General features: G+C 70.5%; 16 protein-coding genes and 1 pseudogene. 12 read left to right on the top strand and 5 right to left on the bottom strand.

All coding sequences use genetic code 11. From position 1 onward, the window contains the following. Nucleotides 1-16 precede the first annotated feature (16 nt). The 8 genes and pseudogenes from J7E91_RS13750 to J7E91_RS13715 all read left to right on the top strand — a co-directional run bounded on the left by J7E91_RS13750 (nucleotide 17) and on the right by J7E91_RS13715 (nucleotide 4,879). Nucleotides 17-520: a hypothetical protein gene (locus J7E91_RS13750; protein WP_214902949.1), complete on the top strand. Its 504-nt coding sequence runs from the start codon at nucleotides 17-19 to the stop codon at nucleotides 518-520. Nucleotides 521-616: 96 nt separating this feature from the next. Beyond that, nucleotides 617-1,849 (top strand): aromatic acid exporter family protein, encoded by a 1,233-nt coding sequence (locus tag J7E91_RS13745; RefSeq protein ID WP_214902946.1) that lies wholly within the window; start codon nucleotides 617-619, stop codon nucleotides 1,847-1,849. A gap of 85 nt (nucleotides 1,850-1,934) precedes the next feature. Continuing rightward, complete coding sequence (locus tag J7E91_RS13740) at nucleotides 1,935-2,393, top strand: SRPBCC family protein (protein WP_214903443.1); 459 nt, start codon at nucleotides 1,935-1,937, stop codon at nucleotides 2,391-2,393. A gap of 183 nt (nucleotides 2,394-2,576) precedes the next feature. After that, complete coding sequence (locus tag J7E91_RS13735) at nucleotides 2,577-3,002, top strand: Hsp20/alpha crystallin family protein (RefSeq protein WP_285439082.1); 426 nt, start codon at nucleotides 2,577-2,579, stop codon at nucleotides 3,000-3,002. Between the two features lie 123 nt (nucleotides 3,003-3,125). Further along, nucleotides 3,126-3,511 (top strand): annotated as a pseudogene (locus tag J7E91_RS13730) (DUF2267 domain-containing protein). A 229-nt stretch (nucleotides 3,512-3,740) separates the two neighbouring features. Further along, complete coding sequence (locus tag J7E91_RS13725; RefSeq protein ID WP_214902943.1) at nucleotides 3,741-4,142, top strand: DUF2267 domain-containing protein; 402 nt, start codon at nucleotides 3,741-3,743, stop codon at nucleotides 4,140-4,142. 72 nt (nucleotides 4,143-4,214) lie between these two features. After that, a complete protein-coding gene (locus J7E91_RS13720; RefSeq protein ID WP_214902940.1) occupies nucleotides 4,215-4,487 on the top strand; it encodes a ribbon-helix-helix protein, CopG family in 273 nt (90 codons plus the stop codon). Then, nucleotides 4,484-4,879, top strand: a complete 396-nt coding sequence (locus J7E91_RS13715) for a hypothetical protein (RefSeq protein WP_028812684.1) — start codon at nucleotides 4,484-4,486, stop codon at nucleotides 4,877-4,879. Before J7E91_RS13720 ends, J7E91_RS13715 begins: the two co-directional genes overlap by 4 nt. 26 nt (nucleotides 4,880-4,905) lie before the next feature. Here J7E91_RS13715 and J7E91_RS13710 read toward each other — a convergent pair whose 3' ends face one another. Further along, complete coding sequence (locus J7E91_RS13710) at nucleotides 4,906-5,808, bottom strand: hypothetical protein (protein ID WP_251015610.1); 903 nt, start codon at nucleotides 5,806-5,808, stop codon at nucleotides 4,906-4,908. Nucleotides 5,809-5,994: 186 nt separating this feature from the next. Between J7E91_RS13710 and J7E91_RS13705 the strand changes: the two genes are divergently transcribed. Further along, a complete protein-coding gene (locus J7E91_RS13705) occupies nucleotides 5,995-6,399 on the top strand; it encodes a YidB family protein (RefSeq protein ID WP_214902937.1) in 405 nt (134 codons plus the stop codon). Between the two features lie 141 nt (nucleotides 6,400-6,540). Here J7E91_RS13705 and J7E91_RS13700 read toward each other — a convergent pair whose 3' ends face one another. From J7E91_RS13700 to J7E91_RS13690, 3 genes are all read right to left on the bottom strand, one after another. Continuing rightward, on the bottom strand, nucleotides 6,541-6,684 hold the full coding sequence (locus J7E91_RS13700; RefSeq protein WP_214902934.1) for a hypothetical protein: 144 nt from the start codon (nucleotides 6,682-6,684) through the stop codon (nucleotides 6,541-6,543). A 152-nt stretch (nucleotides 6,685-6,836) separates the two neighbouring features. Further along, nucleotides 6,837-7,163: a MerR family transcriptional regulator gene (locus tag J7E91_RS13695; protein WP_214902931.1), complete on the bottom strand. Its 327-nt coding sequence runs from the start codon at nucleotides 7,161-7,163 to the stop codon at nucleotides 6,837-6,839. 510 nt (nucleotides 7,164-7,673) lie between these two features. Next, nucleotides 7,674-8,090, bottom strand: coding sequence for an SRPBCC family protein (locus tag J7E91_RS13690; RefSeq protein ID WP_214902926.1), 417 nt, complete (start codon nucleotides 8,088-8,090; stop codon nucleotides 7,674-7,676). A 278-nt stretch (nucleotides 8,091-8,368) separates the two neighbouring features. On the opposite strand from J7E91_RS13690, the gene J7E91_RS13685 reads away from it, so the two are divergent. Genes J7E91_RS13685 through J7E91_RS13675 form a run of 3 tightly spaced genes read left to right on the top strand, consistent with a single transcriptional unit; the run spans nucleotide 8,369 to nucleotide 11,965 of the window. Continuing rightward, nucleotides 8,369-9,814, top strand: coding sequence for a uracil-xanthine permease family protein (locus tag J7E91_RS13685; RefSeq protein WP_308376494.1), 1,446 nt, complete (start codon nucleotides 8,369-8,371; stop codon nucleotides 9,812-9,814). Nucleotides 9,815-9,839: 25 nt separating this feature from the next. Then, nucleotides 9,840-11,258: an amidohydrolase family protein gene (locus J7E91_RS13680; protein WP_214902913.1), complete on the top strand. Its 1,419-nt coding sequence runs from the start codon at nucleotides 9,840-9,842 to the stop codon at nucleotides 11,256-11,258. Continuing rightward, on the top strand, nucleotides 11,255-11,965 hold the full coding sequence (locus J7E91_RS13675; protein ID WP_214902910.1) for a sulfite exporter TauE/SafE family protein: 711 nt from the start codon (nucleotides 11,255-11,257) through the stop codon (nucleotides 11,963-11,965). Before J7E91_RS13680 ends, J7E91_RS13675 begins: the two co-directional genes overlap by 4 nt. On the opposite strand, the gene J7E91_RS13670 is transcribed toward J7E91_RS13675, so the two are convergent. Next, nucleotides 11,949-13,007, bottom strand: coding sequence for a LacI family DNA-binding transcriptional regulator (locus J7E91_RS13670; protein WP_214902906.1), 1,059 nt, complete (start codon nucleotides 13,005-13,007; stop codon nucleotides 11,949-11,951). The genes J7E91_RS13675 and J7E91_RS13670 overlap by 17 nt on opposite strands. Nucleotides 13,008-13,082: the final 75 nt, after the last annotated feature.

Genomic DNA, 13,082 nt, shown 5'->3' with positions numbered 1-13,082 from the left:
ATCTACTGGAGGTTCCATGCTCCGCATCCGTGCCCGACAGCTGTCCGCCGCTGTGACCACCGCCGCCATGGCGATGACCGTCACGGGCGCCCTCGCGTTCACCGCTCAGGCCGCCCCCGTGCCCAAGGCCGAGTCCAAGGCCAAGGTGCTCAACTGGCTGGCGCACAAGCACTCGGACACCATGCCGCGTGTGCTGCGCAAGGGCAGCGACTGGACCTCGTACGCATACCTGTACGACCTCAAGAAGGGCAAGCCCGGCAAGAAGATCGGTGACGCCACGGCCCACTGCAGCGCTGTCGAGGTGACGCCTCACAGTGTCGTCGCGCAGTGCCAGAGCGTGCTGCGCACCGACGACGGCAGCATCACCCTGAGCGGCACCATCGACCACCGCCGCTCCGACACGTACGGCGGCGACGCGGCGATCACTGGCGGCACCGGCAAGTACGAGGACGCGGAGGGACAGGTCGAGGCCGTCTTCCACGGCGACTACGCCAAGCTGCGCGTCAAGCTCGACGACTGAGCACACGTCGCCCGACAGCCCCTCACCTGGGACGAGCGCACGGGTGATTGACAGCGGATGGTGCCTGTGTGAGGGAAGAGGGGGAACAAGCTAAGGGTGCCTGAAGTTACCGACCCTCTGCTGAACCTCGTCCGGCGGCACAAGGAACCCGTGGTCGTACAGACCGTCAGGTCCACCGTTGCCGCAGTGATCTCCTACGTCGTCGCCCTCATGCTGAGCAGTGAACCGGCGCCGCTGACCGCGCCGCTGACCGCGCTGCTCGTCGTTCAGGTCACCCTGTACGCGACTCTCACCACCAGCATGCGCCGGGTGAACGCGGTGGTGGCGGGGGTGGTCATCGCCATCGGCTTCAGTTCCCTGGTGGGCCTGACCTGGTGGAGCCTGGGACTGATCATCCTCGCCTCGCTGGTGCTCGGACGCTTCGTACGGGCCGGTGAGTTCGTACCCGAGGTCGCGATCAGCGCCATGCTCGTGCTCGGGGTGACCCGGGTGGCCGCGACGGCCTGGGACCGGGTGCTGGAGACACTGATCGGGGCGGTCGTCGGACTGCTGTTCAACGTGCTGTTCGCGCCACCGGTCTGGGTGCAGCCCGCGAGTGCGGCCATCGAGGGGCTCGCGCGCCGTATGCGGGATCTGCTGCTGAGTCTCGGCGACGAAGTGCGCGGTCACACCTCGGTGGCGGAGGCCGCCGAGGCGCTGCACGAGGCGCGTCGCCTCGACCACGACATCGTGGAGGTGGACGCGTCCCTGCGGCAGGCGGAGGACAGCCTCCGGATGAACCCCCGGGTCAAGGAGGGACTGCTCTTCCGGGTCGTACTGCGCACCGGCCTGGACACCCTGGAGATCTGCGCCGTGGTGCTCCGTACGGCATGCCGGACCCTTACCGACCTCGCCAAGGCACGGACGGACGAACCGCTCTTCTCCACGGAGATCGCCACCGCCCTGCGGGAGCTGTTCATCCATATGGCCCGTGCGGTCGAGAGCTTCGCCGTGCTGATCACCACGCAGGTCAGCGTCAACGCGGAGGAGGCGGAGGAACGGCTGGTCAGGGAGCTCGCCGCCAGCCGCGACAGCCGCGAGATCCTGGCGCACCTGCTCCTCGACGGCGTACAGGAGCACCCGCGCCAGTGGCAGCTGCACGGAGCGCTGCTGGCCGAGGTCGACCGGATCCTGGACGAGCTGGACGTGGAGAAACGTTCCATGCGGCTGGTGGAGGAGCTGGACCGGCAGTCCCGCGAGCAGCGGGAGAAGTACCCGCTGGTGGCCAAACTCAGGGGCCGGCTGCGCGTCGGCCGGTCGCGGGAGCTGCCCCACGAAACCCCCGACTAGGGGCGCGATGATCGGGTACCCGATGCCACGTGCCAAGATCCGCACGGCAGGCACGCTGCCGTGCGTCACCCAGGAGGAGGCGCAGATGAGCACGGTGAAGGAGACGGTAGAGGTCGAGGTCCCCGTCCGTACCGCCTACAACCAGTGGACACAGTTCGAGGAGTTCCCGAACTTCATGGAGGGGGTGGAGGAAGTCAGGCAGATCGACGACCGCCACAACCACTGGACCACGAAGATCGGGGGAGTGAAGCGCGAGTTCGACACCGAGATCGTCGACCAGCTCCCCGACGAGCGGATCACCTGGCGTACCACCAGTGGTGACACGAACCAGAAGGGCATGGTCCGGTTCCAGCCGCTCGACGACACGCACACACGGGTTGAGCTCGTGATGGACATCGAAACGAGCGGCGCGGCGGAGAAGACCGCCGACATGACCGGCATGATCGACCGGCGCGTGAAGGGTGACATGCGGCGATTCAAGGAGTTCATCGAGCATCGCGGCGGCGAATCCGGATCGTGGCGCGGTCGCATCAAGCCTGGATGACCGCGGCAGTCCGCGCCTGGACGGCCCTGACGCCCGCCCCCGGCGTCAGGGCCGTCGCCGCTGCCCGCGGAGCCACCGGAAATCACGGCGTTCGAGATTGAGCGGGAGCTTGTCAAGTTTGCTGCTGCGAGCTATATAGGTGGTGTCGCCATGTGCATCCCGTATCCGGGAAAGGAGTGACCAATGATGCTCATGCGTACCGACCCCTTCCGTGAACTCGACCGGCTCACCCAGCAGCTGATGGGCACCACCGCGAGGCCGGCGGCCATGCCGATGGACGCCTTCCGGCAGGGCGACACGTTCGTCGTCGAACTGGATCTGCCCGGTGTGGACCCCGAGTCGATCGACCTGGACGTCGAGCGGAACGTGCTGACCGTGAAGGCCGAGCGCCGCTCCGACGCCGGCGAAGGCGCGGAAGTCCTGATCGTTGAACGGCCGACGGGTTCCTTCAGCCGTCAGATGTTCTTGGGGGAGACCCTGGACACCGAGCGCATCGACGCGTCGTACGACGCCGGAGTGCTCCGCCTGATGATCCCGGTCGCGGAGCAGGCCAAGCCACGCAAGATCTCCATCACCGGTGGAACCGCGCAGAAGGAGATCAGCGGCTGACTCCGGCGGGACCCGGACCGCGGGCCGCGCTCCGGGTCCCGCCGCCCCCTGCGCCCCGCCACGGGCGGGGCGCGAGCGGAACAGATGCGAGCACGTACGAGGAAAGGGCCTGGCGGCATGGTGATGAAGTGGGACGCGTTCCTGACTACCGTCCAGGAACGGGGTCAGTACTCCTCACGGCAGGAAGCCGAGCGGGCGACTCGCGTGGTGATCGCCCTCCTGGGCGCGCATGTCGTGGGCTCCGAGCGGTCCGAGCTGGCCGCCCGGCTGCCGGAAACGTGCGCGCTCCTGCTGCTCAACCCGCTGCCGGCCGCTGAGCCGCTCGGGCCGCAGCGATTCGTACGGGCGACAGCGGCGTGGATCGAGGGCGCCACGGAAGAGACCGCGAAGTGGGACGTCAGTGCCGTCCTCAGCGTGGTCGCCGATGCGGCCGACGACGCATTGATGCGCCGCGTCCTGCTCCAGCTGCCGCTTACGACCTCCTCTTCGGCCGCCCCCAGGCGACCTGAGCTGTGGGGCGTTCGGCCGAGTCGGGGCGGCGGCGGGGCGGGCTCCCGCATAAGGTGCTGCCGCCCTGCAGAGGGGGCATGCTGAATTCGGACACTACTCAGTCACCACTCAGTCACCACGCGATTACCCTCCGGACACCCTCCGGACACCCTCCGGGCAGCCTTCGGACACCACTCGAACTCCGTGGGCACTAGGCAGAGAACAGCAGAGAGGCAGGTAGCCACAGTGATGCGGTGGAACGAACTCGTACAGCAGGTACGCGCCTCAGGGCAGTACGCCACCGACGCCGAGGCGGAGCGCGTCCTGCGCACCGTACTGACTGTGCTGGGCACGCATACCACTGGTGACGAGCGCCGCGAACTGGTGCGCCTGCTGCCTGTGGAAGCGGCCGTCATCCTCGCCCGCCAGAAGCCGGCCACCAGGCCCCTGACCGCGCCGGAGTTCGTCGAGACCGTCGCCGCGAGACTCGGGGGACTCACGCCCCCCGCCGCGCGCTGGGGAGTGAGTTCGGTGCTCGGCGTCCTGGCGGACTGTGCGGGCGAAGACCTCACGCGGCGCATCACCGCGGTCCTGCCGAGGGGGTACGCCCTGCTCTTCGGCCGCGCGGAACTGGCACCGGCGGCCGCCTGAGCCGGGACCGGCCGTAGGGCGGGGTGAGCGGTCCCCCTGCCGCGCCGACGCATACGGTCGTACGCTGGCCGTATGACGGACAAGGAACGCGTGACGATCACGATCCCGGCGGAGAGCGCCGCCGCGCTGAAGCGGCTGGCCAAGGAGAAGCGCATCGAGTCCGTGTCGGCGTACGTGACCGAGGCGGTCGAGGAGCGCCTCGGTCGCGAAGAGCGCGCCCAGCGCATCATCGAAGGCTGGGCCGCGGAGGTCGAGCGGACCAGTACCGAAGAGTGGGCCCAGGCCGTGGAGTGGGCGCGGGCCTCCGACCGGCGGGGAGACGACGCGGGGGGCGCGGCCGCGTGATCGGCGGGTACATCCTCGATGCCGGCGCGATACGGCAACTCGCCCTCGGCCGCCCTTTCATGGTGGCGCGGGTAGTCGTGTCGGTCGAACAGATCCAGGTCCTCTACGTCCCCACCACGGCCCTCGCCGCCGGCCTGATCGGCCACGACATCTCGCCCCGGCGCCGCGAGCAGGTCGACCTGGCGCTGGCCGCACCGGTTTTCGAGTTCCACGGCCTCGACCGCCCGGCCGCCCTGGCGGTCGCCGAACTCGCCACCATGGCCCAGGTCGACCTCGCCACCGCCCATGTGGGCCACTTGGCGCTGCGGCGCCCGGGCTGGCCGGTCATCACCGACCGGCCGGGCGAGCTGCACAAGATGAACCCCGGCATCGAGACCGTCGAACTGCCGTAGCCGAACGGCCGCCTGCCACCCGTCGGTCACCGGCCGTCGGCTTGCGCGGCCGCGTCCTCGGCACGCCTGCGGGCTTTGCGGGCCGCGGCGCCGGCTTCCCGGGCACGGTCCCGCGCCGTCGCGACCGCTCCCCGGGCGGCTTTCTGCCGCTCCTTGGCCTCCTTCAACTGCTCGGCCAGCGCCGTGACCTCGTTCTCCGCTTCCCGCAACCGGTTCTCGGCCCGCGCGAGTTCCTCCTCGGAGTCCCGTGCCTGCTGCTCGGCTGTCGTGGCGTCCTTCTCGGCCCGGGCGAGCCGAGCAGCACGCTGTTCCTCGCGCGCCCTCTCCTTCTCCTCCTCCCGTTCCTTCTCCTTGGCCCCGGCAGCAGAGGTAGCGGGGCGGGAAGCCTTGTGCGGCACGGCGGTCGGCGTGGTGGCAGCGGTGAACCCGACCGGCGGGCTGAGCGGTTTGGTGAGGCGGCCCGCGGCCCACTCCCGAGCGGCGTCGGGGTCGGCCAGGACGGCGTGCAGCGTGCTCTCGACCTCGTGCTGTACGTCCTCGCTGACCGGATGGCCGGCGTCGGCGGCCAGTTGCTTCGCCTGCCGGGCCAGCGCGCCGACCAGGTCGTGCTGCCGCCGGCCGAGTTCGCGCAGCTGCTCGCCGTCGAGATCACGGTGGGCCCGGCGCATGCCTTCGCCGAGGCTGATCAGCGGCTGGACCTGCTCGGGCTGCCGACGTACGAGCAGATTGCTCGCCCAGGCCGACAGTGTCGGGCGCCGCAGCGCCTGAATCCGCCCGGCCAACTCGCGGTCGCCCGCTGTACGGGCCGCCGCCGCGCGCTCATTCCTGGCCGCGGTGAAGTCGGCCGGGGCCAGCCCGTACAGCTCATCGGTGATGCTCTCCAGGTCCACGGCTCTCCAGTCCGGCAGCTTCTCAGCAGCCTCCATCATCCGTCCCGCCAGGCGGGATGCGGCGCTACGGCGGTCAGCGATCGGCGTAGCGCACGCCGGTATACGGGTGACTTTCCGGGTAGCAGCAGGCCGCGTGGGTACACGGGTGGCACGATCGGCCGGGGCCGTCGCACGCGTCCACCGGCTTACTGACTTACCGGCTTACCGACGAGAAAGGGGTTGACCGTGGCGGGAGAGGATCTGGGACGTCTGCTCGGAGGGATGCTGGGAGGAGACGAGGGAAAGGCGAACCTCCTCGGCTCGCTGCTGGACTCACTGGGCGGCAGTACGGCAGGGAGCGGCAACCCGCTGGACGGACTGCTGGCGGCGCTCGGTGAGGGAGGCCTCGGCCATCAGGCCCACTCATGGGTCGGAGCCGGCGCCAACGAGCCGATCGACGGAGCACAACTCGCGGAGGCGCTGCCGCCGGACACACTCCAGGAAGTGGCCCAGCAAGCGGGGCTGTCACCGGACGAGGCTGCCGACCAGCTCGCTCAGGTTCTGCCACAGGCGGTGGACAAACTGACACCGGGAGGCCAGCTCCCGCAGGACACGTCAATGGAAGACCTGATCAGGTCGCACACCCCCTGACGGGTGGCCCAGGAAGTGTCGTAGCAGTGCCTGCTGTCCTGCTCACGAGGTCCGGTCTCGCCGGACCTCGTGCGCCCACGCCGGGCGACCGTCGAACATTCCCGGCCTCCTTGGCCGCGGCAGCGAGGCGGCCCGAGGTGACTACTGCGGACCGGGCTCCTCCGACTTCTGCTCGTCGTTGTCGTCCCGTTCCCCCTCCGCCTGGGAAGGGGTCGTCTGCCGCAGGTCCTCGTGCGTCTCGCCTTCGCGCTCGCCCTCTGCCTGGGAAGGGGACTGCTCGCTCATCGGTGTGGTCCTCACTGCTGGGAGTCTCTGCCTGGTAGCCGTCGAAGCGCGCGGCCGTTCACACGCCATTTTCGGCGCTCGGCACCTTTCCTGCGATCCGGCAGGCCCCTCCCGGTGGTTGAGGCGGCGGCAATCGGTCTACCGGGACGGTCTCACCCAGTGGGCTTGCGCAGTTCCTCGTTGAGACGCAGAGCTTCTTCGAGCTGGTCTTCCAGGATGACGATGCGGCAGGCGGCTTCGATCGGCGTTCCGGCGTCCACGAGCTCGCGTGCGCGCGCCGCGATGCGCAACTGGTAGCGCGAGTAGCGGCGGTGGCCGCCGTCGGACCGCAGGGGCGTGATGAGCCGGGCATCGCCGATGGCCCGCAGGAAACCGGGCGTGGCGCCGATCATCTCTGCGGCGCGGCCCATGGTGTAGGCGGGGTAGTCGTCGTCGTCGAGCCGGTCGGTGGTGGTGTGCGGATGGGTTTCTGGCGTCATTTGCACCTCTTCTGGGACGCGTCGAGGGGCCCCGATGCCTTACGGCACCGGGGCCCCGAGGGGTTTCAACACCATCTACCGGCTCTGGGCTGCGCCGGCTTTCTGTTTCCGCGTATCCGCCTGGATGGCCGGAAATGCGGGGATCGTGAATGCGTGACCGGGGACCACCTTCCAATCCGGGGCCTGCGGTACCCGAGCGAACTGGATCCTCGCTCGGGCGATCCTGATGGCGTCTGCTCCTCTCTCGCTTCTTCTTGGTACGGGTACTGCTTGTTCATGCGGTCATGCGGTTCTGCGGCGCCCCTGGGGGCCGCCCGGCCCGGCAACCAGCCGTGAGACCTTCCTGCACTTCCTGGCCTCACCGCTCCGTCGCCGTGCCGTGTACTGCTCGCGCCAGTTCGTCTCTGCCGCGTATCGCTGACTTCTTCGGCTACGTCAGGAACCCTACTCACACGGGGCTCGTATGTCTATCGCCGCCAGGACAGATATTCAGGTGCGTCGCGGAAGGGCTCAGCCGGCGCCGCCGCCGTCGACGCGCAGCCGCACCTGTTCCTCCAGGCGCTGGAGACTGTGGTCGAGGGCGGCGTTCGCTGCCTCCTCGCCCGGGTCGTGGTCCTCGTCGAAGAAGGAGAGATGCACCGTCACCTCCGTGGCCCCGCTGCCCATGCCGGCCACCTGGAGCCACCCGGTGTAACTTCCCGAGTCCCTGGTGCCCCACTCCAGCCGCATCTGGTCCTTCTGTGTGCGCAGGAGAGCCGAGGTGTCCTCGTCGGTGCGGTCCTCGTGGACGGTGACGGCGGGCAGTTCCCCGGGGCGCACATGGAGCGCTTCCGGCAGCCACTGGTCCAGTTGGTCGACATTGGCCGCCTGGTCGAAGACATGCTCCGGCAGTGCGGGCATTGTGCGTGAACGCTCGTATTCGGTCATCACCACACCATTCCTCGGCTCGAAACCGTTCGACGAACGCATGCCCGGCCTGCCGGACGTGAAGCCGTGCGGCCGTACAACCACCCGTTCGCCGGAGGTAGCCGGATCGGTTGCGGGCCTCTGGGGCGGCCGCGCTCCGAAGCGGGCGTGCGCGATGTCTTGACGCGTCCTCCAGGCCCTCACATACTGACGGCCAAATCGATTTGGCCGAATCGATTTGGCCCCCGTCCCGGGCCGGATCACGGTCGAAACCGGAGCGAGCCGAACGGAGCTCGAACGTGCCCAGTCCCCGCCCCGCGTCCCTTCACCCCGAGTCGATCCACCCCGAGTCGACCCATCCGGAACCGATCCACCCCGTGGACGAATCCCGGCCGATCGGCAGGATCCTGCTCTTCGGCATCCAGCACGTCCTCGTCATGGCCGCGACCCCCATCTCGGCGATCTTCCTGATGAGCGCGACCCTGCGCCTCGACCCCGGTCTGACCGTCAACCTGCTCTCGGCGGCCTTCCTGCTCTCCGGGATCGGAAGCCTGATCCAGTCGCTCGGGCCATGGAAGTTCGGCCCCAGACTGCCGTTCGTCATGCTGCCCGGCGGCGCCCCGCTCATCCTCTTCCTGGCCATCGCCGAACAGCACGGCCTCCCCACCGCGACCGGCGCGGTGATCATCACCGCCGCCTTCTACTTCGTCGTGCTGCCCGTCTTCTCCCGGCTGCTCGCGTTCTTCCCCGCCCTCGTCATCGGCACGATGATCGTCATCGTCGGTGTCAACCTGGTGAAGGTCGGCGCGCTGCTGGTCACCGGCCGCCCCGGGCAGCCCGGCTTCGCCGACACCACCAACCTCCTGCTCGGCCTGGCGACGATCGGCTTCACCGTCGCCTTCTACTGGCTGTTCACCGGAATGCTGCGGCAACTCGCCGTCATGCTCGGCCTGATCGCGGGTACGGTCCTGGCCTTCGCACTCGGCGCGGTGGACGCCGGCCCGGCGGCCGGGGGCGCACTCCTGAGCATGCCGCAGCTCCTGCCGTTCGGCTCGCCCCAGTTCAACCTGCTCGCCGCGCTGCCGCTGATGCTCTACAGCCTCGCCTCCATGGCGGAGGCCACCGGACAGACCGTCATCAACGCGGAAGCCGTCGGCAAGGAGATCGACAAGCGCGCGGACGTCCCCAAGACCATCCGCGGCGACGCCCTCACGTCCCTCTTCGGCGGCTTCTTCGGCCTGCCGCTGATGGTGACCAGCGGCGAGAACATCGGCATCGTGCGCGTCACGGGCGTACGCAGCCGGTACGTCACGGCGGCCGCCGGCGTCGTACTCATCGCCATCGGCTTCCTCGCGCCCATCACCCGCGCGATCAGCATCGTCCCGTCAGCCGTCGTCGGCGGTACCGCCATGGTCGTCTTCGCCGTGATCACGGTGCTCGGCGTGCAGATGCTGGGGCGCGCCGACCTCGACCGGCACACCAACACCTTCATCTGCGCCGTCGCCATCGCCCTGGGCCTGCTGCCCATCCTCATCCCCGGCGTGTACGGCGGCTTCGCGCCCAGCGTCCGGATCCTGCTCGAAAGCGGCGTCGCCGTCGGGGCGTTCGTCGCCGCCGTACTCAACATCCTCTTCCACCACGTCAGGCCGCGGCTCACGCGCAAGCCGCCGCCGCCCGCCGCCGTCCCGGCCCAGGCCGAGGCCGAGCCAGAAGCGGGCGAACCCGCCCCCGCCCAGCACCACTGACCCCACCCGTACCGGAAAGAGCCCGATGACCGACCAGCTCGACCTGACCCCCGACCATCTGCGCGCCGACGGCGACGCGCTGCTCCTGGCGCCCGACGTGGTGCTGACGTCCGACGGACCGATGGACCATTACGCGGTCGTCGTCACCGGCGGTACCTTCCTCGCGGTCGGACCGGCCGAACGACTGGAGCGGACCTACCCGCACCTGACGCCCGTACGGCTGCGCGGACACATCCTGATGCCGGGATTCGTCGACGCCCACCACCACCTCACCCAGACCTTCGGCGCGGCCCTGGCCTTCGGTGAACCCTCCGAGATCTTCCGCCGGCTGTGGGTGCCCCTCGAAGGCGCGCTCGACGAGGAGGCGGTGTACGTCGCGGCGAAGCTCGCCGCGCTCGAGTCGCTGCGCGGCGGATTCACCACCGTCGCCGAAGCGGGCACCCGGGCCCAGGTGGACGTGGAGCTGGTGGCCGCGGCCGCCCGGGACGTCGGGATCCGGTGCGTACTCGGCCTCGTGTGCAACGACGCCGACAGCGGCGCCGACACCTCGACCACCCTGGCCAGTGCCGAGAAGCACCTCGTCCGCTACTGCACCGAGGAGCTGATCCATCCCTCCCTCGCCGTCTCCGTCCCGGAAGCCGCGACCGCCCACACCCTGCGCGACACCGCCCGGCTGGCCGCGGCGGCTGGAGCCGTCGTCCAGATCCACGTCAACGAGCATCTCGCCGCCGTGGAACGCTCCCTCGTCCAGCACGGGCTGCGCCCACTGGAGTACCTCCACGAAGTGGGCGCCCTCGGCCCGCAGTTGCTGGCCGCCCACGCCACCCTGCTCACCCCGCGTGAAGTGACCCTGCTCGCCGACTCGGGAGCCGCGGTGAGCTACAACCCCGTCGCCAGCGCCTGGAAGGGCAACGCGGTGGCCCCGGCGACCACCATGGCCGAACGCGGGATCCGCTTCGGACTGGGCACGGACGGCACCCGTGGTGACGCGTTCCGCCTGGCCGAGGCCGCCGAGTTCGCGCAGCGCCTCGCGTACGGCCTGGCCACCGGGGACTCCTCCTGCGGCGCCGGCTGGACCTGGCTGGAACACGCCGGCCGGGGAGGCGCCGACGCCGTCGGGCTCGGCGCCCGTACCGGCCGGACAGCCGCGGGAGCCGCCGCCGACTTCCTGCTCGTCGACGTGAGCGGCCCGGAGATGCGGCTGTCGTGGGACCTGCCGTGGGAGCTCGTACGGCGCGGCAACCGCGACCAGATCACCGCGGTCTTCGTCGGCGGCAGACTGCGTCTGTGGCGCGGCTGGCCGCTCGACTGGGACGGCCCGGCGCTGGTGCGGCGGGCCGCCGAACTGAGCCGGGACGTGCTGCTGCGCGCGCCCGTGACCCGTGTCCACCCCACGTCCACGGAGGCACGGCACGCCCAGGCGGAGTGGAGCACGGCGCAGTGAGTACGGAGACGATGGCGATCCTCGCGGTGACGGTGGCCGTCGCGGCGTTCGTCCAGGGAAGCAGCGGTCTGGGCTTCGCGCTGATCGTCGCACCGGTGGCCGGACTCCTCGATCCGGGGCTGGTCCCGGTGTTCGTCCTCGCGTCGATGATCCCGCTCAACCTGTACGTCGCCTGGCGCGAACGGGACTCCCTGGACCTGCAGGGAGCGGGGTGGATCACCGCTGCGCGGCTGGCCGCCACGCCCGGCGGGCTCATGCTGCTGTGGGTCATCCCGGACCGCAGTCTCGGCCTGTTCGTCGGGGCGGCGACCGTGCTGGCGGCGGTGGTGAGCCTCGCCGCTCCGGCGTTCACGCCCGGGCGCGGCGCGTACGTCGCCGCAGGGGCCGTCACCGGACTCACGGAGACCGCGACCGGGGTGGGCGGGCCGCCCCTCGCGCTGGTCTACCAGCACCGCCCGCCGGCGGAGCTGCGCTCCACGGTGGCGGTGTGTTTCCTCGTGGGTGAAGTCGCCTCGCTCGCGCTGCTGTTCGCGACCGGGCAGGGCAGCCCGGCCGAACTGGGGTGGGTGCTGCTGCTGTTGCCCGCGCTGGCGGCGGGGGCCTGGCTGAGCCGCCTGGTGCACCACCGCCTCGACGCCCGCAGGATGCGCCTGTTCGTGCTGACCTTCGCCCTCGTCTCCGGGGCGGTGCTCATGCTGGCGCCGTGACGCGCAGCGAGGATGCGCGGGGGATCACGCGCGGCTCGGGCACCGTCGCCACCGCCGCGTTCGTGGCCTGCGTGGTGTCCGGCGCGCCGCTCAGCCGGCCGAGCAGCAGCTCCACCGCGTCGGCGGCGGCCCGGTCCAGGTGCAGGTCGACGGCGGTCAGCGGCGGTTCGCAGGTCCGGGCCCGCAGACCGTCGTACCGGGTGACGACCATGACGTCGTCCGGGATCCTGCGGCCGCTGTCGCGGATCGCCCGTACGGCGCCCACCGCGAAAGCGTCCACGAGCGCGCAGACCGCGTCCGTCTGCGGGTGTTCGGCCAGCAGGGCGGCGCAGCGGTCGTATCCGGCCTGCTCGCCGCCCTCCTCGGGGGCCGTCGCGACCAGCGGTGCCCAGCCGTGCTCGGCGGCGGCGCGCTCGAACGCGGCGCGGGCGTCCACCGCGGAATGGCGGGCACCGGCCCCGATGATCAGAGCGGGACTGCGCGCCCCCTGCTCCCGCAGGTGCGCCAGGAGCAGTTCGACGACGAGGCCGCCGTGCAGATCGACGTACGGGGCGTCGTCCGCGGGCGACACGGGCCGCCCGAGCGCCACGTACGGCAAGTGGCGCTCCCGCAACTGCGCCACGGCGATGTCGTTCTCGTCCGGTTCGACGACGATGGCGCCGTCGATGTCGAGGGAGTACAGCGCCGAGGCCGACTGGACGGGCGGTACGAGAACGAGCGCGTAGCCGTGCACGAGCGCCCGCTCGGCAGCCGCCGCGGCGACCTCCATGTAGAAGCCGAGCCGGGACGGCCCGCCGGCCACTGCGAAGGGCATCGACGAGGCGAGCGCGATGGCCTTCGCCTGCCCCCGCCGCAGCCGTTGGGCCCGCAGATTCGGCCGGTAACCGAGCTCGGCGGCGACCTTCTTGATGCGTTCGCGGGTCCGGGGGTCGACCTTGCCGAGCCCGTTCAGGGCGTGCGAGACGGTCGTCCGCGACACCGAAGCGGCCTTCGCGACATCGGCGATCGTCGGCGGCCGTGCACCGGAACCGGAAGTGGGCATCTGGGCGGACGCTCCTCGCTCGCTCTGACGGGTCAGTAACAGGTGACAGCCACATCTTCGCCGACCAGACCCCCG

Source organism: Streptomyces sp. ISL-99 (genome assembly GCF_018614005.1).
Taxonomy (GTDB): domain Bacteria; phylum Actinomycetota; class Actinomycetes; order Streptomycetales; family Streptomycetaceae; genus Streptomyces; species Streptomyces flavidovirens.
This window is presented reverse-complemented; position numbering and strand designations above follow the sequence as displayed.

Bases quoted from the DNA above. Each gene is read 5' to 3' on its own strand.
- J7E91_RS13750 (WP_214902949.1), top strand. From the start codon at position 17: ATGCTCCGCATCCGTGCCCGACAGCTGTCCGCCGCTGTGACCACCGCC.
- J7E91_RS13740 (WP_214903443.1), top strand. From the start codon at position 1,935: ATGAGCACGGTGAAGGAGACGGTAGAGGTCGAGGTCCCCGTCCGTACC.
- J7E91_RS13735 (WP_285439082.1), top strand. From the start codon at position 2,577: ATGATGCTCATGCGTACCGACCCCTTCCGTGAACTCGACCGGCTCACC.
- J7E91_RS13725 (WP_214902943.1), top strand. From the start codon at position 3,741: ATGCGGTGGAACGAACTCGTACAGCAGGTACGCGCCTCAGGGCAGTAC.
- J7E91_RS13720 (WP_214902940.1), top strand. From the start codon at position 4,215: ATGACGGACAAGGAACGCGTGACGATCACGATCCCGGCGGAGAGCGCC.
- J7E91_RS13710 (WP_251015610.1), bottom strand. From the start codon at position 5,808: ATGATGGAGGCTGCTGAGAAGCTGCCGGACTGGAGAGCCGTGGACCTG.
- J7E91_RS13700 (WP_214902934.1), bottom strand. From the start codon at position 6,684: ATGAGCGAGCAGTCCCCTTCCCAGGCAGAGGGCGAGCGCGAAGGCGAG.
- J7E91_RS13695 (WP_214902931.1), bottom strand. From the start codon at position 7,163: ATGACGCCAGAAACCCATCCGCACACCACCACCGACCGGCTCGACGAC.
- J7E91_RS13690 (WP_214902926.1), bottom strand. From the start codon at position 8,090: ATGACCGAATACGAGCGTTCACGCACAATGCCCGCACTGCCGGAGCAT.
- J7E91_RS13680 (WP_214902913.1), top strand. From the start codon at position 9,840: ATGACCGACCAGCTCGACCTGACCCCCGACCATCTGCGCGCCGACGGC.
- J7E91_RS13670 (WP_214902906.1), bottom strand. From the start codon at position 13,007: ATGCCCACTTCCGGTTCCGGTGCACGGCCGCCGACGATCGCCGATGTC.